21 protein-coding genes and 4 riboswitches are annotated in these 21,496 nt (G+C 35.3%); of the genes, 2 read left to right on the top strand and 19 right to left on the bottom strand.

Translation table 11 applies throughout. The features are described 5' to 3' along the window. Positions 1–57 precede the first annotated feature (57 nt). Together CHL1_RS16390 and CHL1_RS16395 are read left to right on the top strand one after the other, a co-directional pair. Positions 58–678 (top strand): YdcF family protein, encoded by a 621-nt coding sequence (locus tag CHL1_RS16390; protein ID WP_250934056.1) that lies wholly within the window; start codon positions 58–60, stop codon positions 676–678. A 73-nt stretch (positions 679–751) separates the two neighbouring features. After that, positions 752–834, top strand: a riboswitch (cyclic di-GMP riboswitch). A gap of 74 nt (positions 835–908) precedes the next feature. Further along, positions 909–991, top strand: a riboswitch (cyclic di-GMP riboswitch). Between the two features lie 72 nt (positions 992–1,063). Next, positions 1,064–1,146, top strand: a riboswitch (cyclic di-GMP riboswitch). A gap of 62 nt (positions 1,147–1,208) precedes the next feature. Next, a riboswitch (cyclic di-GMP riboswitch) is annotated at positions 1,209–1,291 on the top strand. Between the two features lie 209 nt (positions 1,292–1,500). Further along, entirely contained in the window at positions 1,501–2,547 is a 1,047-nt protein-coding gene (locus CHL1_RS16395) for a S8 family peptidase (RefSeq protein WP_250934057.1), read from the top strand. Positions 2,548–2,684: 137 nt separating this feature from the next. Here CHL1_RS16395 and CHL1_RS16400 read toward each other — a convergent pair whose 3' ends face one another. The 19 genes from CHL1_RS16400 to CHL1_RS16490 form a co-directional block, all read right to left on the bottom strand. Next, positions 2,685–3,236, bottom strand: a complete 552-nt coding sequence (locus CHL1_RS16400) for a VanZ family protein (protein WP_250934058.1) — start codon at positions 3,234–3,236, stop codon at positions 2,685–2,687. 76 nt (positions 3,237–3,312) lie between these two features. After that, positions 3,313–4,266 carry an IS3 family transposase gene (locus CHL1_RS16405; RefSeq protein ID WP_338076062.1) on the bottom strand — a complete coding sequence of 318 codons (954 nt, stop codon included), beginning with the start codon at positions 4,264–4,266 and terminating at the stop codon, positions 3,313–3,315. Continuing rightward, on the bottom strand, positions 4,224–4,508 hold the full coding sequence (locus CHL1_RS16410; protein ID WP_070370063.1) for a transposase: 285 nt from the start codon (positions 4,506–4,508) through the stop codon (positions 4,224–4,226). The genes CHL1_RS16405 and CHL1_RS16410 overlap by 43 nt, the downstream gene beginning before the upstream one ends. Positions 4,509–4,805: 297 nt before the next feature. Continuing rightward, positions 4,806–5,978 (bottom strand): non-hydrolyzing UDP-N-acetylglucosamine 2-epimerase, encoded by a 1,173-nt coding sequence (gene wecB / locus CHL1_RS16415; protein ID WP_250934059.1) that lies wholly within the window; start codon positions 5,976–5,978, stop codon positions 4,806–4,808. A gap of 25 nt (positions 5,979–6,003) precedes the next feature. Continuing rightward, positions 6,004–6,519 (bottom strand): PglD-related sugar-binding protein, encoded by a 516-nt coding sequence (locus tag CHL1_RS16420; protein WP_250934060.1) that lies wholly within the window; start codon positions 6,517–6,519, stop codon positions 6,004–6,006. Continuing rightward, complete coding sequence (locus tag CHL1_RS16425; protein ID WP_250934061.1) at positions 6,519–7,724, bottom strand: polysaccharide biosynthesis C-terminal domain-containing protein; 1,206 nt, start codon at positions 7,722–7,724, stop codon at positions 6,519–6,521. The genes CHL1_RS16420 and CHL1_RS16425 overlap by 1 nt, the downstream gene beginning before the upstream one ends. A 23-nt stretch (positions 7,725–7,747) precedes the next feature. After that, complete coding sequence (locus CHL1_RS16430) at positions 7,748–8,764, bottom strand: polysaccharide biosynthesis protein (RefSeq protein WP_250936303.1); 1,017 nt, start codon at positions 8,762–8,764, stop codon at positions 7,748–7,750. Positions 8,765–8,924: 160 nt separating this feature from the next. Next, positions 8,925–10,091: a Coenzyme F420 hydrogenase/dehydrogenase, beta subunit C-terminal domain gene (locus tag CHL1_RS16435; RefSeq protein ID WP_250934062.1), complete on the bottom strand. Its 1,167-nt coding sequence runs from the start codon at positions 10,089–10,091 to the stop codon at positions 8,925–8,927. 163 nt (positions 10,092–10,254) lie between these two features. After that, positions 10,255–11,403: a Coenzyme F420 hydrogenase/dehydrogenase, beta subunit C-terminal domain gene (locus CHL1_RS16440; protein ID WP_250934063.1), complete on the bottom strand. Its 1,149-nt coding sequence runs from the start codon at positions 11,401–11,403 to the stop codon at positions 10,255–10,257. 58 nt (positions 11,404–11,461) lie between these two features. Then, positions 11,462–12,322 (bottom strand): polysaccharide pyruvyl transferase family protein, encoded by an 861-nt coding sequence (locus tag CHL1_RS16445; RefSeq protein ID WP_250934064.1) that lies wholly within the window; start codon positions 12,320–12,322, stop codon positions 11,462–11,464. After that, positions 12,256–12,534 (bottom strand): polysaccharide pyruvyl transferase family protein, encoded by a 279-nt coding sequence (locus CHL1_RS16450; protein ID WP_250934065.1) that lies wholly within the window; start codon positions 12,532–12,534, stop codon positions 12,256–12,258. Before CHL1_RS16450 ends, CHL1_RS16445 begins: the two co-directional genes overlap by 67 nt. Beyond that, positions 12,531–14,066 carry a lipopolysaccharide biosynthesis protein gene (locus CHL1_RS16455; protein ID WP_250934066.1) on the bottom strand — a complete coding sequence of 512 codons (1,536 nt, stop codon included), beginning with the start codon at positions 14,064–14,066 and terminating at the stop codon, positions 12,531–12,533. The genes CHL1_RS16450 and CHL1_RS16455 overlap by 4 nt, the downstream gene beginning before the upstream one ends. Position 14,067: 1 nt before the next feature. Further along, positions 14,068–15,174: a polysaccharide pyruvyl transferase family protein gene (locus tag CHL1_RS16460; RefSeq protein ID WP_250934067.1), complete on the bottom strand. Its 1,107-nt coding sequence runs from the start codon at positions 15,172–15,174 to the stop codon at positions 14,068–14,070. After that, on the bottom strand, positions 15,171–16,397 hold the full coding sequence (locus CHL1_RS16465; RefSeq protein ID WP_250934068.1) for a hypothetical protein: 1,227 nt from the start codon (positions 16,395–16,397) through the stop codon (positions 15,171–15,173). The genes CHL1_RS16460 and CHL1_RS16465 overlap by 4 nt, the downstream gene beginning before the upstream one ends. Before the next feature lie 20 nt (positions 16,398–16,417). Further along, a complete protein-coding gene (locus CHL1_RS16470) occupies positions 16,418–17,602 on the bottom strand; it encodes a glycosyltransferase family 4 protein (protein WP_250934069.1) in 1,185 nt (394 codons plus the stop codon). 10 nt (positions 17,603–17,612) lie between these two features. Beyond that, a complete protein-coding gene (locus CHL1_RS16475; RefSeq protein ID WP_250934070.1) occupies positions 17,613–18,647 on the bottom strand; it encodes a glycosyltransferase in 1,035 nt (344 codons plus the stop codon). A 139-nt stretch (positions 18,648–18,786) separates the two neighbouring features. After that, positions 18,787–19,167, bottom strand: a complete 381-nt coding sequence (locus tag CHL1_RS16480) for an acyltransferase (protein ID WP_250934071.1) — start codon at positions 19,165–19,167, stop codon at positions 18,787–18,789. 5 nt (positions 19,168–19,172) lie between these two features. Further along, on the bottom strand, positions 19,173–20,216 hold the full coding sequence (locus tag CHL1_RS16485; RefSeq protein WP_250934072.1) for a glycosyltransferase family 4 protein: 1,044 nt from the start codon (positions 20,214–20,216) through the stop codon (positions 19,173–19,175). Between the two features lie 21 nt (positions 20,217–20,237). Beyond that, the gene (locus CHL1_RS16490; RefSeq protein WP_250934073.1) at positions 20,238–20,984 is read right to left on the bottom strand and encodes a WecB/TagA/CpsF family glycosyltransferase; all 747 of its coding nucleotides are present in this window, start codon (positions 20,982–20,984) and stop codon (positions 20,238–20,240) included. Between the last annotated feature and the right edge of the window lie 512 nt (positions 20,985–21,496).

Consider the following 21,496-nt stretch of genomic DNA (forward strand, 5'->3'; position numbering starts at 1 on the left):
ATCAAAGCACTTCATATAGAAAACAGTTGTTTTTTTAGCGATTGAAAGGATGAACCGATGACAAACTTCAGAAAAATTTTTAAGTTTATTTTAAAGGGACTTTATTTTGCTCAGCTGCTTATTTTTTTTGCTGCTGTTGTACTGGGTATTTACCTTTTTGTCGACACTGACCATGTTGTTGAAGCGTTTGCCAAATATCTGGTGGTTGAAAAAAACATTCAGCCCGCCGATGTGATCATCGTCACCAGCGGTGAAGAAGATACCCTGCGAATCGCCGAGGGTATCCGGCTTTTTCAAGAAGGCTATAGCAACTTTATCATCTTTTCCGGATATTCTAAAGATAACCCGATGATTCAAAAGGCCATGACTGCCGCTGGCCTCCCTGATACGTGCTACACCATTGATGATAAAGCAACATCAACCATCGAAAACGCCACCTGCCAGCAGGCCTATGTTAACGAACACCAGGTTCAGTCAATGCTGGTTGTTTTTTCGCCACCCCAATCAAGAAGAGGGCTGTTGGCCTTTCGCCACACCTTTAACGATCTACCCGTCTATGTCAGCTACTCCGACCGCTCCAGCTACCAACCGGATGCGCTTTTTAGCAGTAAGGAAACCCGGGAAATGTTCACTGCACAGGCACCCAAGTTTGTGTATTATTTCTTCCGATACGTGTAAAGTTCTTATCTCAGATAAAAAAATAAAAAATCACTTGACAAATCGAGGTTGATGCATTAATATTACTTTAATAGAATATTTTTGGCAAACTTATCGAAAGATAGGGACGCAAAGCTTTAGGGGCCTAACCGTATGGAAAGCCAGCCAGTTGCAAAATGCATTTAAAAGATGATCTTATAGCAACGTGCCTGTGCGTTGCTTTTTTTATTCTGAATTATTCTTTTCTAAGATTTAATATTTGGCAAACTTGTCGAAAGATAAGGACGCAAAGCTTTAGGGGCCTAACCGTATGGAAAGCCAGCCAGTTGCGATCAATCATAAGATGATCTTATAAGCAACGTGTCTGCGCGTTGCTTTTTTTATTTCAAACTGTTCTTTCTTAAGATTCAATATTGGGCAAACTCATCGAAAGATGAGGACGCAAAGCTTTAGGGGCCTAACCGTATGGAAAGCCAGCCAGCTGCATTAAGACCGTACAAAAAATGTGCGACGTGCTGATGCGTTGCACATTTTTTTATTGAAACTAAAAATTTAATATTTGGCAAACTCACCGAAAAGTGAGGACGCAAAACTTTAGGGCCTAAGTAGTTTTATATGGCAGCCAGTTGCAAACCAGTCTTTATTTTGAGGACATTCTGAGCAACGTGGCAAACGTTGCTTTTTTTTATTTAAAGCAAACGGTTAAAAAAGACAAAATGAATGTGACTGCTTTTCGTGATTTAGTCACCAAACATACGTGATTTGGTTACAGATAATTAGAACGATTCTAAATAAAATAGTATCAAGAAACGTTGATCTATTGATCTGAAAGGGGAAAATAAAATGAAAGCAATTAAGAAATTAACAAGTATACTAATTAGCGCCACATTTATTCTGAGCAATCTTTCAACCGGTTTAGTTTATGCCGCAAATAACGATAAATATCCGAACGACCCTTACCTGGGTACTTCCTGGCAGTATGCTAAGGCCGGAATTGATAAAACCTGGAACGCCGTTGATACCGAGAACGAAATTGTCGTAGCTGTTCTGGACACCGGATTGGATGTCAATCTGGCTGATTTAGAAGGTCGGATCACAAACGGCTATGATTTTATAAACGACACTTCCAATATGACTGATACCCAAGGACATGGCACGATGGTGAGCAGCACCATCGCCGCAGTGGCTGATAACGGAATCGGAATTGCCGGAGCAGCCGGACTGGCCAATGTCAAAATTGCCCCTTATCGTATTGGTGATAAAAGCCTTAATAACAATGCAATCACAGCAGCCATTATGGATGCTGCAAACCGGGAAGACATTCGCATTATCAATTTAAGCGTTGGTTCCTACGAATATAACCAGAGTCATGCCGATGCAATTGCCTACGCCATCAGCAAGGGCAAGATCATCATTGCCGCAGCCGGAAATCATGGTGCCGAACAGGAAGGCGACGATCCTTACTATTATCCAGCATCTTATCCCGGGGTTATCTCAGTCGGTTCGATTGGTTTAAACGGAAAAGTTGCCTCTTTTTCGCAGTATAATGACGAGGTCGATTTATATGCACCCGGCGAAAGCCTGGTTGTGCTGCAACCTAACAACAGCTCCGGCTGGCAGGATGGAACATCTTTTTCAGCAGGGATTGTATCCGGTATTAGTGCCACTTTACTGGCTCAGGATCCTTCCTTGACACCAGCTGAAGTTGAAGCTCTCCTACGAGATACCGCACAAAGTTTAAGTGAAACCGACCAAGTATACGGTTCTGGTTTGGTACAGGGAGATAAAGCACTGGAAGCATTGAAGAGTCAAACCCCTTCGGAACAGGCTCAAGAACCGACTAATCTAGCAATGAGCCTAGGAAGTTTTTTAACAATGAGTTTTAGATAGAGCTATCATTCTTTGAAAAATTGGTTTGTGTAGATTATTAGGGAGCGTTTCAAGTTTTGTGTATTTGCGAAAAACTGATGCATCATAGAAAATTTATTTAAGAGACAATGGCTTTGAAACACTCCCCTACCTTTTTATCAAAGCATCGCAACGACCATCACCAAGACCACTCCGAACATTGGCAAAAAGTATTGGTGTACTTCCCCAAAATGCTTACCTTTGAGAAAGAGATAAATCCCATATCCTAGAAGCATTCCGATCATATTGTGAAAAATATCATCCCACTCTAGCAATCCTGTTTTAGTAAAAAACTGGAGAAATTCGACGGTTAGTGATACAATTAAACCAAATTGAAGCACCGTATTTCTTTTTTTCGTCTCATCCTCGTGCAAAATGTTTTCATACGCCCAAGGCACGAGTATTCCAACAGGTATGAACATCAGACAATTCAACAGCACTTCAAAAACGATTCTCAATTCATGAGTCAATACGATATGTTGATATGACCAAAATGGCATCACGTTAATGTCATAGCCATTTTTTCCGGTTCTCCCCAAAAACGCGTATACAAAAATCAGATACAAATAGAACCAAAAAGCTGTCCTAGACCACTTTTCCCGGGTTGTCCACTTTTCTCTATTGATGATTAGCAAAGAAATTAGGATCAGCATCACCAGAAATGTGATCACAAACGTCTTCCGGTTGGATAATTGGTCCTATGTCAAGATTTAGTACAAATTAAAATGAGAATTTGACACCCACATTTTAACCTGCTATTTGTAAATTTTCATTTTGTGTTTTAGTAAAAAGTTTTTCAAAATTATTCGGCGACATATAATTACAATGACTGTGGATTCGAGTTGTATTATAAAAGGTTTCCAGATACTCAAAGATCAGCCGGTAAGCATGGTTATAATCAAGGATTTTAAAGCGATTGAGCCATTCACGTTTAATAATGGCATGAAAGGATTCAATGCAGGCATTATCCCAGGGATATGCCTTTTTAGAATAACTTCGCTGCATTTTTGCCGTTGCCTTCTGGTATTCTTTTGAAACGAACTGACTGCCGCGGTCACTGTGAATGATCAATGGCGCATCGAGATTTCGACGGCTTTTAGCTTTATTAACAGTGTCGATTACACAGGAAACTTCCATTGTTTTTGACAGCGTCCAGGCAATGATTTTTCGAGAATACAAATCCATGATACTGGTTAGATAAAAAAATCCGTCCATTGTCCAAATATAGGTAATATCGCTGCACCAGACAGCATTGGGGCGTTCGGGATTAAATTGTTCGTCAAGAATATTTCTGAGTTTTTTACTGAAGTCAGAATCTTTAGTCGTGATCGTATAAGGTTTGATCCATTGAGCTTTGATACCCATTTGTTTCATGTATTTGCCGACAGTCCGCTCAGCAATTATTTCACCGCTCTGTTTCAATTTTTCGGTGATTTTCGGAGCTCCATAATTTTGCTTTGAGTCGTTATAAATGGTCTCAATTTTGGTTTTAAGAACTTCCTGTCGTTTTTGGGTATTCGATGGTTTTCTGTTAATCCATGATCGATACCCGGTTCGTGATACACCCAGTTTTTGCAGCATTCCGGAGACGGAAACCCGGCGCTTCTCGTGATGAGCAGCTTCCGCCTTTTTAGCAATCTCAACATAAATCGCTTCGGTTATTTTCCCAGAATGCCGATGGCCTTTTTTAGGACATCCAATGCATCTTGGGTATCACGCAACTCGCGTTTTAAACGCGCGATTTCTTTACTTTCATCCGATGCATAATTACCTGAACCACGACATTCAATACTGCCGCTGTCCTGAAGTTCCTTGCTCCATTTTCCCAGCGTGCTGTAACCAACGCCGAGATTTTCAGCGCATCCACGCAGACCGAGTTCCTTGTGTTCTTCATAGTACCGGACTGCATCCAGTTTGAATTGTTTATCATGTTGTTTTGCCATAATGAGATCCTCCTTCAGTACGATTCTTTTATCGTACCATGTTTTTATTAATTTTGGATTTTCTCATTTCGATTTGTACTATTTTTATTCTAGCACCAAATGGCCCATTATTCATAAAGAAACTAACATAAATCCATAACTCATTCATCTGATTGTTTCCATCGAAATTTACCTACCATTCGTCCTTCCCCGCTTTAGAAAAATAAACGCATCCAAAGTCGCCTTTTAATCCAAAGAGACACCATGAATCCTAACACTTTATTAAAGCCAACCTATTTAAAGACGAACCACTCGAATCTATTTTTTTCTCCACACCATCTTATTCACAACTTCAGTATAACTTTGAATAATCTTTACGACCTTAGAAGAAACATTTTCTTCGAGATAATCTGGCACCGGTACTCCATAGTCTTTGTTTTGATTCATCTGTACAGCAGTATCCACCGCTTGTAGCAATGATTCCTCATCAATTCCTGCTAACACAAAACAAGCCTTCTCCAAAGCTTCTGGTCGTTCTGTTGATGTCCGAATACAGATCGCAGGGAAAGGATACCCCTGCGATGTAAAAAAACTACTTTCCTCCGGCAATGTACCAGAATCAGATACAACGGCAAACGCATTCATTTGCAAACAATTATAATCATGAAAACCAAGAGGTTCATGCTGAATTATGCGCTTATCAAGTTTGAAATTTGATAATTTCAAACGAATTCTGCTGCGCGGATGACAAGAATAAAGAATTGGCATATCGTACTTTTCTGCCATCTTATTAATTGCAGTAAAAAGTGAGATAAAATTTTGCTCAGTATCAATATTCTCTTCTCGATGCGCTGAAAGCAAAATATATTTTCCTTTTTCAAGACCCAACTTTTTATGTATATCACACTTCTCAATTTTCACCAAATTATTATGCAAGACTTCTGCCATAGGGCTGCCGATAACAAATGTACGCTCTTTTGGTAATCCACAATCTGCAAGATATCGCCGTGCATGCTCTGTATAAGCCATATTGACATCACTGATTATATCAACAATACGACGATTCGTCTCTTCTGGGAGACACTCATCTTTACATCTATTTCCAGCTTCCATATGAAAAATTGGAATATGAAGCCTCTTTGCACCGATGACAGAAAGACAGCTATTGGTATCGCCCAATACAAGTACTGCATCTGGTTTTATCTCCGCCATAAGCTGATATGATAAAGCAATAATATTACCCATTGTCTCTCCGAGATCATTTCCTACTGTATTTAAATATACATCTGGATCTTCCAGTTCCAAGTCGTGAAAAAAGACTCCATTTAAATTATAATCATAGTTTTGCCCGGTGTGTGCAAGTATTGTATCAAAATATATTCTGCATTTTTTTATCACTGCTGCCAATCGAATAATCTCTGGTCGTGTACCAACAATGATTAACAATTTTAACTTTCCATTATTTTTAAACATAAATTCTTTTTTTTTCATATGTCTTCCTCATATTAATTCATTTTTATATGGCATAAGTACGTAAGGCAACAACCTCACCTGCCTCAACCTTTTTACAGCTTAGTATTCTGTTTTCACCCTTAACAATCGCTCCCAAACAAATGTGAACTCCGTCTTCTATTATGCAATCATGATCTATAATAGCACCACAATTAATAATACACCCTTGACCTATATAACAATTTGTGTTTACAATAGCACCCGGAAGGACAATCGTTCCGTTCCCAATGGTTGCTGTTACACTTACATATGCTCTTTTATGTATTAGAGTCGGAACTGCAATACCTTCACTGAATAACTTTTCAACCCAAATTAAGCGACTTGTGTTATTTCCAAATGCTGGATATATCTCTGTGTTTGCATCTTTGAACTTAATATAATCAGAACACTTTCCACTTGTATATGATAGATTCTCATCATCATCTAAAAATAATATAGACTCATATTTTTCACTTTGTTTTGCAATATCTGCAATTGTCTGACCATATCCACCTGCACCAATAATTATCAAACGCATCATTATTTCACAACCTTTTCAAAATAGGTATCCGGATTACCCTTATCAAACTCTTCATTTGCCCACATTACGGTCACTAAATTTTCAGTTTCTGAAAGATTAATGATATTATGTGTATAACCTGGAAGCATATGAATCGCTTCAATTCTATCTCCAGTAACTTCAAATTCAATAATCTCATCGGAATCAATTTTACGTTCTCTAATCAGACCATGACCAGCAACCACTATAAAAAATTCCCACTTACTATGGTGCCAATGCTCACCTTTAGTGATTCCTGGTTTTGAAATATTCACCGAAAATTGACCGCAGTTCTGGGTTTTCAATAATTCAGTAAAACTTCCTCTGTCATCACTGTTCGTCTTCAATGCAAACTTTATCTTATTCTCCGGTAAATACGACAGATATGTAGAATATAATTTCTTTACAAATGAATTGTTGGGGATTTCCGGCATGAGCAGTGATTTTGGCTGATTATTAAATGAATTCAACAATGTTACAATCTCACCTAGTGTTACACAGTGTGTCGCAGGCACATAACAATACCGTCCATCGACACGATCAACCGCAACCGTTTCTTCGAATTCACAGTGATGTTCTTTCCCTTCCAGGGCATCAATCAACTCTGTTACAAGATCATCAATATATAAAAGTTCTAATTCAACTGCCGGATCGTTGACTTGAATCGGAAGACCATTTGCTATATTATTGCAGAATGTTGCAACTGCAGAATTATAATTTGGACGACACCATTTTCCAAACAAATTTGGAAAACGATAGATCAAAACCTTTGCACCCGTTTCTTTGTTGTAATTTAAGAATAATTCTTCCCCTGCCAACTTCGACTGTCCGTAAATAGAACCGGCATAACGCCCAAACAACGTTGCCTGTACTGAAGAAGATAACATAACCGTTGCCTTATTATTATATTTTTTTAATGTATCCAACAAAGTAGATGCAAACCCAAAATTTCCTTTCATGAATTCATCATCATCTTTCGGACGATTGACTCCTGCTAAATTAAACACAAAATCTGCCTTTTCACAATAATAATCTAATAGTGTTGGCTCCGTATCAACATCAAACTCGTATATTTCCCCCACTTGAAGTTTTGTCCTTGTGTTGTCTTTTTTTTCTAGTAAATTTTTTAAAGAAGCAACAAGGTTTTTGCCAACAAAACCTGCCGAACCAGTTACTAGTATTTTCATGGGTAACTTCCTCCATCAAAAATTCAGAATTTTTTTTCCCACTCCTTTAATGCTTCTCTCACATAATCTGTAGTCATAAGCTTCTCAACAGTGCCTTCAACGTTCAGTCTGTGTGTATTATGACTGGTGTATGCCTCATTTGCCATCGTTTGTACTTGACCTTCTACAAAGAATTTATCATAATTTAAATCGCGTCCATCCGGAAGTACTCTGTAGTAATTTCCCATATCAATACTTCTTGTACACTCTTCATTCGTCATTAATGTCTCATACAATTTCTCACCGTGTCTTGTCCCAATTATTTTTGTACCGGTATCCCCAAATAGTTTTTGTGCTGCTTTCGCTAAATCTCCAATTGTGCTTGCATCTGACTTCTGTATAAATAAATCTCCAGGCTCACCATGTTCAAAAGCAAACATTACCAAAGCAACTGCTTCGTCTAAATTCATTAAGAATCTTGTCATTTCTGGATCAGTAATTGTAATTTCTTTACCCGCCTTAATTTGATCTATAAATAGCGGAATAACAGAACCACGGCTGCACATGACATTGCCATATCTGGTACAGCAAATAGTTGTTTTACCTGCCGCCACACGCGCATTTGCACCAATTACTTTTTCCATCATTGCTTTTGAAATTCCCATAGCATTAATTGGATAAGCTGCTTTATCGGTTGACAGGCATACAATACGCTCTACGCCTGCTGCCACTGCCGCATGCAACACATTATCGGTTCCCTCAACATTTGTACGAACTGCTTCCATTGGGAAGAATTCACAAGAAGGAACCTGTTTTAGTGCTGCTGCATTGAAAATGTAATCAACTCCTTGAACTGCGTCTTCTACAGATCTCATATTTCTGACATCGCCGATATAAAATTTGACTTTTCCTGCTAAATCGGGATATTTTACCTGTAACTTGTGTCTCATATCATCCTGCTTCTTCTCATCTCGAGAAAAGATACGGATTTCTCTTAAATCTGAATCAAGAAAATGCTTTAATACTGTAGTCCCGAATGAGCCTGTTCCACCAGTAATCATCAATGTTTTGTTGTTAAAAAATTTTGTCGTATTCACTTCATATTCTCCTTGTTTAGTTTTCAACTATGGACCTTTGTCGAGAGCTTGAATAAATTAAAATGAGAGACTTAACAACCATATTTAAACCTACAATTGGCAACTTTAAACGTGTTAACCATCATTATTTTTTCAATACCGAAATCGAATATGTCACTTCTCCCCCCCGTATCAGTTTCATTGTTATGAGCATTCGTTTAATTATATGCTTCCAATACTCTTTGGGGTAAGTGTTTAAAAAGGCTTTTTTGAAATTTTTATTATCACACACATACTCAATAAATTTTTTTCTCTGCTCAGGCATCTGCGAAGGATGCTGTAGTTGCTGATTAGCAGCTATCGATTGTTCAATATCCACATCTTCTAATTTCAGACCACTTTTTTTTACAAGTTCAAGCCCCTTATCAGATTGACACATCACCAAAGAGATCCCTTTTTTCTTTTCCTCATCGGTAAGTCTAGACCCCCACGAATCGCCTAATGTAACATCGGATACACGATCTGTTTTTGCATATTTACAACTATAACAGTTTTCGGTATAACAAACTTCGTTTAAAAACGTAAAGGAATATAGATCCTGCATTCCTTCTGGTACAATACTTATATGATTATTAAATCCATATCCACTCCTATGTAGCTGAAAGTTTGCTTTTTTTCTGAATCGAATGTCTTGTAACTGAGTCAAAGAACAACCTTCGCTTTTAAGATATAACTCCAAAATTTTAGGGGATGGGCTCCCATGACAAATCAGATCTACGAGATATAATGTATCTTCATATTTTTCACCAACATAGTTTTTCATGGCTGCCACTTGGCATGGTAGACCAATGAACAACACTTTTTTTCCGGTTTGTAGAAAACAAAGTACTTTCTTATAAGCTCCAACCGGATTGCTTTTTACATATTTAGACCCCGATAATCTTGGCAAATCATCTATTGTATTGACCATTTCAAATCCGAAAATCCCATCACTAAATACACACCCACAAACACACCCATGATTTTCAATAATGTATCTTGAAAGTTCAGTTGCTGCTCCTCCTGAAGAAGTTATCTCTCTTATTTCTTTAGAGCTGGACCACCCTTGAAACCATCTCTGCGTTTTAATAAATTCTGGTGTATTATTGTGCTGACACACCTTATTACACAAATTGCAATTTATGCATTTTTCTTCGTCTATGATTGCATTATACGCTACGCAAGCATCTTCGATGATTATCGCAGCTTTCGGGCACTTATCATAACAAGCCATACAACCAGAACATTTATCAATCTCACAAACTGTTTTCACAGCTCTTTCCCTGTTTAATGTATTTTGTTGATCCCATTACTTTTCCTTTCTTTGTTTATATTAATTTGGTTTGTCAATACAACCAGGACAGTTGAATAAGTGTGACTACTTTTGTAATTTTAGAGATTTTAAAATCACAATATTTCCCCAATTTATTTGTCTTTCACTTATTCCTAATCCTATTTTTGAGTCTTCGATATTTATCACGCCATAATGGAACACACGATTTTTTTAATAATTCCTTAAAGCTTATTTCATCAATTTGGCCGACAATTTCATTCCTTTTGACAGGTCTTAATGATGATTTCAGTACTGTAGGATTGTTGAATAAAGCCTTTTCTTTTGTCGTTTGGTAGCATTTCATTTTTTTGTTAACATGATCAAATAACAACCTTCCTTTTTCTGTATTTACAAAAACCAAGGATAACCCTTTATCGTCATCCAACTCGGGAAAAGCATACTTTATTTCCCAAAAATCAGAAAGTGTTATATCACTAGGCTTATCCAAATTTTTAAATTTGCAATCATAGCACGATTCTCTCAAAAAATAATTGCTCAAAAAAAGTCGCATATACGGTTCTTCTGCAACTTTTTTCTTATATTCCTTACTATCTGTAAATTTTAAATGCATGTTATATGAAAGCCAACCCGTAGTTTTTTCCCGAAAATTTGCATATTGGATTTCTGACTTGAATTTATTTTCTTGATATTGTAAGTATTTTCTCCATAATTTTGGCATCGGCACGCCATGGCAAATTAAATCAACAAGGAATAAATTATCGTAACTTTTATTCAAATAATTTCGCAGACCTTCTATCTGACAGGATGTCCCAGAAAATAGAACGAATCGACCATCTTCAAGCAATATTCTCGTCTGTACAAAGGTCTTCAACAAGTCACTTTGCACATATTTGCTACCTTGAAGATGGTGTATGTCCTTTTTTTCTTCAATAATAATATGAACAACATCTAAAGTCTCAGAAAACGAAGCTCCTGCTACAGCACCTCTATTGTCTATAATATATTCCGCCAACAATGTAAACACCCCTCCAGATGAACTGTTAAACACGACAGCTTCATTCGAAGCTTGTGCAGCAAAAAACAATGGATAATTTCCCCTACATTTATTCTTGCTGGCTGTAACAACTACACAATTTTTTTCGCATATTCGGCATTCAATACATGCATTACTATCTACCACTGGATATTTAAAACCTTCTCTATCTGTTTGCATTGATATGCAATGAATTGGACAAACCAATTCACAGGTGCCACAACCGCAGCAATTTTGTTTGTATTTTAATATGCTCATAGCGTTCCTTTACAAACCCAAGATATATTTCTCCAAATTGCTTTTTCAGGTAATTCAACTAACCGAATGATTTTTGAAGAAACTCATTTCCCTTCTTCTGCTCTTCCCGAATAATTTCATAAGTATGGCAATAACTATGTTTCATAAACTGATTTGTCTGAACAACATTGCTGTAACGTCTATCTTCAAGATCAAACAAATGCAGCATATTATCCAGTCTTGTGTTCATAGAGACATATTCATCTTTTCTTTCCATTACCACAAGCGGCCGATCAAACACTATTGCAAATATAGAACCATGGAAAGAATCTGTAATCATCAACTTACAATTATCAATTAAGTACAGAAAACCAGCTGGATCTGTGGTGTAATAATCGAAATAAGAATTATCCATTAGATTAATTACATTACTGTCATATTGCTTTGCGAGATCATTAACCCAATCATTCATATATTGCATACCAAGTGTGTAACAAAGAATGTAATTGCCATCTTTCAACCATGCTGGTTTTTGGGCAATTATTCTCCATGTATCTTTATCAATCATTAGTGTCGGGTCAATAGTAACCTCTGCTTCCTTTCCTGTAAGTGTTTTTACAATTTCAGTTCCCGATACTTCCCGAACACTTACATACTTAAATGTATTTAAGCACTCTCTAAATTCTTTTTCTCTCTCCTTAGGAAAATCAGTTACACCAAACGAAGGAGCCATAGTTACTTTCTTAGTCGAAGTTGCAAACATTGCAAAGTTATTTGAACCAAAATTATAAGTGCTCGGATTCCAAATTTGATCACTACCGCATACAAAATAATCATATTGAGAATCTAATAATTCTCTATGTTTTTTATTATTTAACCAGTATTTAGAATATTTAATAAACCGCACATCAAATTTATTAAATGCTCTTTCTCTACACACTTGCGATTGATACTTTTTTTTGCAATTAACATCTTAAATTTGTTCTTCATTTGATGTTTCAACTCAGAATAATTGGGATCAAATGGATTATGCAATGTCTCCACATCGTATCCCATCTTCTCTAATATCATTTGTGTCGCTAAATTTTGTAGCCGATTCCCATAGTTTGCACCAGTAAGTGTTACTATCGCAACTTTTTTCTTATCAATCATAATATCACCGCTTCCTTGCAATAATTTTTCAGGCGTTCTATGAAATCTTTGAATTCTGGCGTTTTAAAATACACTATCAAGAATACCATATTAGGAACGATGCAACAAATCACGCTCGTAATAATCAAACCTACAATTCCATCAAACGGATTTAAACTGCTAACATAATATGTTAGGCAAGCTGTTATTATAGTCACCAATGCATAACTATAATACTTTAAACAGTATTCTTTTAATCCTCCTTGAAACATATTTGTAAACAACACTTTAGTTTCCCATGGGAAATAAATGACAACCATGACTATGATTGTAGAAATAACAACTCCTTCAATACCAATCGTCTTTACCAAGACAATATTTATAACAAGATTTACTACCGAACCAATATAAGGTTTCCAAAAATCCTCTTGCCATAGTCCCGCTGCATCTTTATATGTAAGCCCAATTCTTCTAGACAGCCAAGCATAGAAATAAATAGCAAACAAAATTACCATATGGAAAGGCAACATCAAATTCTCCCCCATCCATATCTTCATGAACGGCTGATATAGACATACAAGACAAATTGCGAACCATCCAACGAGCCAATTATTCAAAAAATTAAATGTTTTAAAGTCTTTAAAATTCTTCTGTTCATCTGCTTTAATCAAACTATTTCCAATACTGGCGGTAGTTGACATATAAAAAATAGCAACCAAACTAATCAGCGAACTTAAAATAAAATAGTAATTGCCATAGATTGCTAAAATATTCAGACCTAGAAAAGCAGATATTACAATATTATCAGCAGAAGTGATAATTGTCGTTCCGATGCGATGACCAATCAATGCCCTAACATTTTTATAGATGGCATGAATATGCTCTTTGTCCACATTCCCTTTACATATAATATCCGGGTACATTTTATTAACCGTATGATTTCGCAACAAATTAATTACCAACGTACTCAGAGGCATGAAAATAATAAAAATGTAATAATTGCTCGTAATTAACAAAGCTAAAATCTGACATACGTACATAATAATACTAACAATCGTGTTAATTTTGCTTTCAATGCTATTCTGCTGACTGGCTTCAAGTAACGACTTCTTGTATGCAAAAAGAAAATAGCTAAGTACCGTATTTATCAAGTAGATAAGATACAAAAGATAAAGATTAATATCTTCAGGGTAAGCACCGTTGATCAGTTGTTTTATAAACGGCATAACAACTAAACCTATACCGAAGATAATCGCACCAATAATATAATAGAACTTTCTATACAGTTTTAATAAAGCCTGAAGTGTTTTCTTGTCATTTTCTGCCATAGGTTTATACATGCTATAAACCATAGCAGTTCCTATGCCAAGTTCAGACAAATTGAGCACCTGAAGGATTGACATAAACAAGTTATTTAATCCAAGATATCCAGCGCCAAGTTTACTTATTAATAGGCTTTTTATTACAAAAGGAAAAAACATCAGGACAACACGGTTTCCCATACCAAAAACAATGTTCTCTAAGGATTTCTTTGTTCTTCCGCTTGCTATCATACTACAACTCGCCACCTTTAGAGCAAGCAAGAATACAATTTTCAAGATATTCTTTGCTTCTTTTACGCTCTTCATCTAATCGAAAATCAACAGTTTCATAATCAATATCAGCATTCAAAATTATCTCTAAATCATCCAGATTTGATACAAATCGTTGTGTCAAATTAAATGCTTTTAGAACACCCTGTATCTTAAATTCATTGCTCTTTCTCTGCAATACTGCAAATTTAGAATGATTGATCATCGAGAAAACTATACCATGGAATGTGTCCGTTATAACATATTCAGTATAACGAAAGTAATCGAGCATATCAAAAGGCGACAATGCCACAAATTCATCAGCCCACAATTGCTGCCCACCAATACAAATAATCTTTAAGCCATTTTTTTTAGCAAATTTCCTTATCGCTTTAATTTCCTCAAAATTTGATATTCGCTCAGCATAAGCATAAACGATCATATATGGCCCTTGTTCTATTCTTTTATGTACCCTTTTGCGCAAATTTCCTACTAGAACGGGATCCACATGCTTTTCAATATCACCATCATAAATATTTGAAATATACTCCTTAGTGTGATCATCCCTGACAGACATAAACCTAAAATTTTTCAAAGAATTTCTTACTACGGGGATGTCATCGTTTGAAATATTATTAAACTGTGCCATGCCTGCCGCTGCTGCATAAGAAACAATTGCTTTTGCATTATTTATTTTGCCATATAGCTGCATGCATATGTATTTAGATGCAACGAACACCTCGTCACTCCCCACAAAAACCAAATCATAGGTTTGTCTATTATATTTTTCCTGTAAGTCTAATTCCTTGCACTGGAATTCTTTGATCTTTTTTGTGTAATTGTTTTTTTTGATTTTATTAATAAGTTTTCTTGGTACTAACCATGGCGCATTCTTCAAACTGTAGCCGTTTTTACTATAATCTTCGACAGTAGAAACTGTTCCTGAGACCAGTAATTTATCAGAATTATCTATATCAATAAAATAGACCTTTTCATTTGTAATTTCTTCAATCATTCTTTTTAACGAGTATGCTTGAAGAACAGAACCATAATTTATAACCTTTTGCATTGATAAGATTGCTATATTCATTTCATGTCTCCATTTCTGTTATTTTCTCTTGTTTCATTCCTATATGACAGAGCTACCGGAATTAGAATAAATGAATACTGAATACAAAACATGGACATCGCATTTCCAACAAAATATGTCGTAAATAAATAAACATTGAATGCCATTATTAGTCTTCCAACAGTAATCCCATATCTTTTTAATATTCTTTTAGGCACACGTATCAAATAGTGGTATAACCAAATTAAATATGGAATGAACCCAAGTTCAACATACATACGAACCATATCAGAATGCGCTGCTAAACCCATTCTCTCTTCAAACAGTTTATTAATATAACCATATCCTGTCCCTAAAAATGTAGGCCATAACGAATAATATTTTCTCAGTGCATTATAGATTGTCAACCTTCCTGAAAAATCCAAACCAATATAGTTAGCAATTAAATGCAATAAATCAATCTTAATTATAATAATATAAACAAAGCCTAAAACACCTATCATTATTCCTACTATATTTATTATTTTTTCAAACTTATCCACTCTTTTTTTTAGTAGAAACAACAATAAAAATACCACTAGTATTCCTACAAACACAACACGTTTGAAACCCACATATGCACAAAATACTAAACCGAGAATATAAAGCCACTTCTTTTTTGTTTTGTCTGGACAGAAAAACAAATAGTAAATTAAGAAAAATCCGCAAGCTAATGTTGCGTCATGAACTTCGAGCATTTGTGAAATTCGAAAGGTCGGTCTCATAACATCAAAGTCAGTAACAATAAAAGCTGATTTGAGGAATTGAGCAAAAATTGGCACCCCATAAACTTGTAAAGCTCTAACAATGTTTACTGCTGTACTTATAAAGATCGCATATAGTGATAGTTCTATAGCTTTTGCCTTAAAAATATTGCATGCAGCGATAGCACTCAGGACCGCCAAAAGCAAACATAAACTATTACTTACGCTTCTACTAATATAAGTCAAGTCAAAAACCTCAGGTCTATTTATAACCCAAACAATGAATGTCCATAACATAATCAAGAAAATAGGGACACAGTATTGTTTAATATAAAAAAGACTAGCTCCTTTAAGTAAACCATCTCTTCTAAAAACAAAAAATATCCAAATTCCAATCCAAGCCAATGCAATATAATACTTCAACCAAAAGCTAACCAGAATACCATCATATTTATATGTAAATGCTACTGCCATGCTTAGTACATAAATGATCTCAAGCATTATTTTCGTCTCCCATGATTTTATGATATTTGTTTGATAATATCTTCAAATCTTTTCAAATAGTTACTCATATTAAATTCTTTTGCCTTTTCTTGTGCCACTATTCCCATTGAAGTTATATTGCCTCTCTCATTCCTCTGCCTTAGAATTTCTAGAGCCAAAGACCTTTCCAGTCGCTCATCATTCTTTACAAAGTAAGTGCTTTCGCTAGCAGTATATTCTTTTATTCCTCCAGTTCCAGTCGTAATTATTGGTTTGCCCGCCGCCATTGCTTCGACTACTACTAAACCTGCCGCTTCTTCACAGGTACTAGGTACAACAGCAATATCAGCAACCGAATAATATTTATACAATTCGTCATTTTTTACATAGCCCGTAAAAATTACTCTAGCAGCTGTCTTCTTTACTTCTTCAACTACTAATTTTTCATATGGCGTCGCAGAACAATCCGCAAATTTTGCACTTCCGATTACAATTATTTTAACAGTATTGTCACTTATGTAATTAAGGGATTTAATTAACTCTAGTACACCTTTTTCGGGAATGATCCTTCCAATAAATATAGCAACAAAATCACTTTCGTCTAAACCAAGCTTTTGCCTTAGTATATATTGTTCGTCTTTTTTAAGAGTTCTGTTGAAATTTTCGATTTTAATGCAATTTTTCCATGTTAGATATGTATCCAGAGGGCGTTTGCTTTTTGATTTCCAGTAATCCGCTACAAACTCACTGATAGGCAAATAATAAGAAAAGTATGAGTCAATTTCTGGTATAGGCGTGATCATTCCGTGTGCATGTACCAGTACTTTTTTTGAAGGCAGGTATTTTGAAAACCTTTTTAAACAAAAAACCTCACCAGCTTCATACAAAATCCAGTCATAATTCTGTTTAGCAATCTCTTTAACTAGTTTTTTTCGGACAATCCGATCAGTGATTGAGATTTTAAATAATTTCTTTAAAACCCTATATAAATAGTTATGGATTTTCTCGATTTTTTCATTAGTTTTTATATATACAAAATCGGTATACTGATAATACTGACTTTTTTTTACCGCCTCAAAATCCCAGGCAGAATAAACAGTAAATCTAAATATAGGATTTCTTTCATTTTCATTCACTAAGTTTTCTATAATACTTTCAACCGCACCACCACGCACTGCCGGAACAGGCAATAATGCTGGTAAAAGTATCGCAATCTTCTTCATAAAACCACCTTTATCTGACTTTATTCGCAAAAAGAGCGAGAATAAATAGCATAGCACCCCATTTATGCGAAATTGCTGTATTAAAAATTCTATGCTTTATCGGATTCATATGATATGGATATTGACGGATTACCTCCACGACCAAATCATCCCTGCAGACTCTATGGATTTCTTTTAACTTATTCTTTTGATTTGTTGATGTTATTGAAACAACACGTCCTCTAACACCCGCTAAGAATATTCTCTGTTCCCGATATAGATATTTTTCTTCTGGCAAAAAATCAGACAGTCTTTTAATAATTTCTGTATACAAAACCTTTTGCCTTTCAAATCTATTTCTATCATACTTTTTTGAAAGCGAATTAGGATTTTCTCTATAAAAATATAAACAGTCTTTTATATAGGCAACTCTTTTGCTTTTTTGCAAGTAATCAATATGATAGATAATGTCCTCTGATATTAACTTCCGCTCAGAAGGAAATCTTATCTCATTTTCTTCGATAATCTTCGTTGAATATATCGCATGCCAGACAGACATAAAAACAACGTTGTCTACCTTTTCGCTCGGTAATGTTCCTACCATTTCTAACAGAACTTTGTCTATAATATCTTCCGCTAAAAATACTTCCGAATCATAGCAACCCGGTATTTCAACAATAGACCCATTAGAACAAACTCTGCTTAATCCACAAAAGACTGTATCAGAATTCGTTTCTAGTAATACGCTAAATAGTCTTTCCACCATATTAGCGGAGATATAATCGTCCGAGTCAATATACATTACATACATGCCAGTCGCTTTTTCTAATCCAGTATTTCTGGCATGACCTAAGCCTTCGTTTTCTTTATGGAAAACTCTTATTCTTTCATCTTTTTTCTCCCATTCATCACAAATTTGACCGCTACTGTCTGTAGAACCATCATCAATCAAAATAATTTCAATGTTTTGATATGTCTGTTTAATGATGCTCTCAATGCATTTTTCTAAAAACTTTTCGACATTAAATACTGGAACAATTATTGAAATTTTATCGCTGTCATTCATTGCTTACCGCTTCCTTTACTCAGATTTTTTCAATTAAGAAAGTATTTACCAAAAACCTCAAATAAGAACACATCCAGCGCCTATTTCACAATTATCACCGATCCATGAAATTATTATAACTAGTTTCATTTACTTCTACTCAAGTATTATCACCTATATGAATAGCTCCAACTTCAAAGCTTCCAGATTTGCGTCTATAATCGTGATCATAATCTACTATTACTAGATTATTTCCAAAAGTACATTTGTTTCCAATTTCTATACAACCTAACGAAGTAATTGAAGCATTCACGTTGAAAAAACAATATGAACCTAATTTTATTTTTCCTCCTTGACAAATAATATACATAGTGCCGCGATTTTGGTTGTGTGTTCCAAGAAATAAACTTCCATTTTCAGAAATACGTATATGTACTTTTTCGAATAATGGTAATAAACTTCCAGAAAAGCGTTTCCTATATTTGATCTTTGTCCATGCAACAAATATAACACTTATAACTACTTGAAATACCCGTGCCATCATTATCACCGTTTTTTATCATATACTTCAATTACCTTTTGTATATGCGCTTCTAGCGAATAACCATTTCGTACAATGTTTATACTTCCATTACCAAGAAATTTCCTGTATTCATCATTCGAAAGAATTTTTATAATTGCTTTAGCAAATCCCTCTATATCTCCTGGTCCAAAAACAAATCCATTTTCACCATTGTGAACAATTTTCTCAATTCCACCAACCGAGGTACTCACAATCGGCAAACCATATCCCATCGCATCTAAAATTGCCATGGGCATCCCTTCATTGTAGGATGGAAGAAAGAATAGACTGGCCTGACTGAGCAACTCTTCTTTTTCCCTTCCTCTAACCCATCCAGGAAATTCACAATAAGCGGATATATCGTAACGTTCAATATACCTTTTGATTAAATTCATATCTTCTTTATCACCAGACCCAGCTAATACAAATTTAACATCTGTAATACTTTGTCGTACCCGGTATATAACTTCTGGTATATCGAAGCATCCTTTTCTTTCACATAAAAACCCTAAAAATAATACACGCTTTTCTTCCCTATCAAATTTTATGTTATGTTGTAAGATACTATAGTTTTCAATAATCTCAATTTTTTCTTTCTCAACAATTTTTGAAAGATTTTCTTTCCATTCGTCACTCAATGCTATAGTAACATCGCACTTTTTGTACAGGCTTTCTATTCTCTTTTTACGGTTTTTATTTACATTAACAAAAAACTCATTAAAATCAGCACCGTGAACATGATTAATTATGAATAAATTGACTTTCGAAGCTAAAAAAACAAATGGCGCTTTTCGATAAAAACTAGCACCAAAAGAAGAATGTATGTGAACAATGTCAGGTTTCTTAAATAAAATTATAAACAAAAAACAAAAATATGCTTTGAGAGCTTTTAAAATTTTCTGGAATCTCCATCCATCGCAATATGTTTCAATATATGATATATCATATTTGTCATTTAACTTTGATTCCAAATAACCGTTAGCCACTGATGTTATTCCACCTTTTGCTGTAAAGCTTGGAATAACCATACAAACTTTTTTTTCATTGTTTTAACCTTTTTTATCTTTAGCTAAATACCAAATAAATTTAGTGTTCGTAACAAAATACCTTTTAAACAATCTTTTCGGTTCTTTCGAGAAACGATAAAGCCACTCTAAACCATGATCCTGCAACCACTGAGGCGCTCTAGGAATAATACCAGAAATAACATTGAAAGCGCCTCCCACCGCAATCCAGACCGCATTGGTCATACCACTTAATTTCTCGCAAAATATTTCCTGCCTAGGAGCACCTAAGGCTACCCAAACAAAATCTGCTTTTGATTTATTAATTCGTTCGATTAGTTCTTTTTCTTCATTATTAGAAAGAGGCCTAAAGACAGACGGTTCTACACCGACCACACTCAAATTCGGATAATAATTTGTTAAATGAGACACAAAAGCATCCAAATTCTCTTGGGTTGTTCCGTAAAAATAGTGTTTAAAATCACTGTGTTCAGTTTTTTTTATAATTGCTTCCATAAAATCTGGCCCAGTAACTCTATCCATATCATCTTCGCCACGTTTTCTTCCAACCACGGATAACGGCTTCCCATCGGGCAAAGTCAAAAAAGACTTGTTTTGTACACGTTTGTAGCTTTCATCTTCATTGGCCGTTACAGTTGTATGGACATTTGCTGCACAGATATAATTTCCCCGTGCTCTCTCAATATTATTAAACAAATACGCTAATGCCGTATTCATATTTACAGCAGATATTCCAACATCTATAATTTTTACTCTTTTTACCATTTTCATTCTCTCAACCCCGCACTAATCCTTTGATCACACCTTTTTACAGCAACTCTAGAGCAAACTTCATCTATCCAGGAATCAAACAAACATTCACCTAAACCATTTGGTATACGATGGTACCAGAGTGTACGCAGTTTTGTACAAATAATAATTATATCGAGTCGGAGTATCCTATTCTTTCAGTGATGGTCGTTGGATTATATTTTTAGTAAAGCTACAATTCACCCACCTCGACAAACAAATCTAACTGAAGTCTATATAGTGTATAATCAACTGTTTATTTGCATCTGCTTCATAAAGAAACAGCTCATTTTGACCAATCTAATTGTCCAAAGCAGAAAAGTCTTGCTGCAATGCATGATGGTGATAAACTTGACATTCCTCAACTGCCTAACTAATGTCATTTTGTAAAACTCGCATCTTACTCCTATTGGGTAGCGTACATAATATGACGTTCTTCACAATAACCACCATGTTGCACTATAGAGGTTATAATTGTCAGATTTTAACCTTTC

Origin of the sequence: Acetobacterium wieringae, from assembly GCF_023700225.1 — a bacterium.
GTDB classification, from domain to species: Bacteria; Bacillota; Clostridia; order Eubacteriales; family Eubacteriaceae; genus Acetobacterium; species Acetobacterium wieringae.

Bases quoted from the DNA above. Each gene is read 5' to 3' on its own strand.
- CHL1_RS16390 (WP_250934056.1), top strand. From the start codon at position 58: ATGACAAACTTCAGAAAAATTTTTAAGTTTATTTTAAAGGGACTTTAT.
- CHL1_RS16395 (WP_250934057.1), top strand. From the start codon at position 1,501: ATGAAAGCAATTAAGAAATTAACAAGTATACTAATTAGCGCCACATTT.
- CHL1_RS16410 (WP_070370063.1), bottom strand. From the start codon at position 4,508: ATGGCAAAACAACATGATAAACAATTCAAACTGGATGCAGTCCGGTAC.
- wecB (WP_250934059.1), bottom strand. From the start codon at position 5,978: ATGAAAAAAAAAGAATTTATGTTTAAAAATAATGGAAAGTTAAAATTG.
- CHL1_RS16420 (WP_250934060.1), bottom strand. From the start codon at position 6,519: ATGATGCGTTTGATAATTATTGGTGCAGGTGGATATGGTCAGACAATT.
- CHL1_RS16425 (WP_250934061.1), bottom strand. From the start codon at position 7,724: ATGAAAATACTAGTAACTGGTTCGGCAGGTTTTGTTGGCAAAAACCTT.
- CHL1_RS16430 (WP_250936303.1), bottom strand. From the start codon at position 8,764: ATGATTACTGGTGGAACAGGCTCATTCGGGACTACAGTATTAAAGCAT.
- CHL1_RS16440 (WP_250934063.1), bottom strand. From the start codon at position 11,403: ATGAGCATATTAAAATACAAACAAAATTGCTGCGGTTGTGGCACCTGT.
- CHL1_RS16450 (WP_250934065.1), bottom strand. From the start codon at position 12,534: ATGATTGATAAGAAAAAAGTTGCGATAGTAACACTTACTGGTGCAAAC.
- CHL1_RS16455 (WP_250934066.1), bottom strand. From the start codon at position 14,066: ATGATAGCAAGCGGAAGAACAAAGAAATCCTTAGAGAACATTGTTTTT.
- CHL1_RS16460 (WP_250934067.1), bottom strand. From the start codon at position 15,174: ATGAATATAGCAATCTTATCAATGCAAAAGGTTATAAATTATGGTTCT.
- CHL1_RS16465 (WP_250934068.1), bottom strand. From the start codon at position 16,397: ATGCTTGAGATCATTTATGTACTAAGCATGGCAGTAGCATTTACATAT.
- CHL1_RS16470 (WP_250934069.1), bottom strand. From the start codon at position 17,602: ATGAAGAAGATTGCGATACTTTTACCAGCATTATTGCCTGTTCCGGCA.
- CHL1_RS16475 (WP_250934070.1), bottom strand. From the start codon at position 18,647: ATGAATGACAGCGATAAAATTTCAATAATTGTTCCAGTATTTAATGTC.
- CHL1_RS16480 (WP_250934071.1), bottom strand. From the start codon at position 19,167: ATGGCACGGGTATTTCAAGTAGTTATAAGTGTTATATTTGTTGCATGG.
- CHL1_RS16485 (WP_250934072.1), bottom strand. From the start codon at position 20,216: ATGGTTATTCCAAGCTTTACAGCAAAAGGTGGAATAACATCAGTGGCT.
- CHL1_RS16490 (WP_250934073.1), bottom strand. From the start codon at position 20,984: ATGAAAATGGTAAAAAGAGTAAAAATTATAGATGTTGGAATATCTGCT.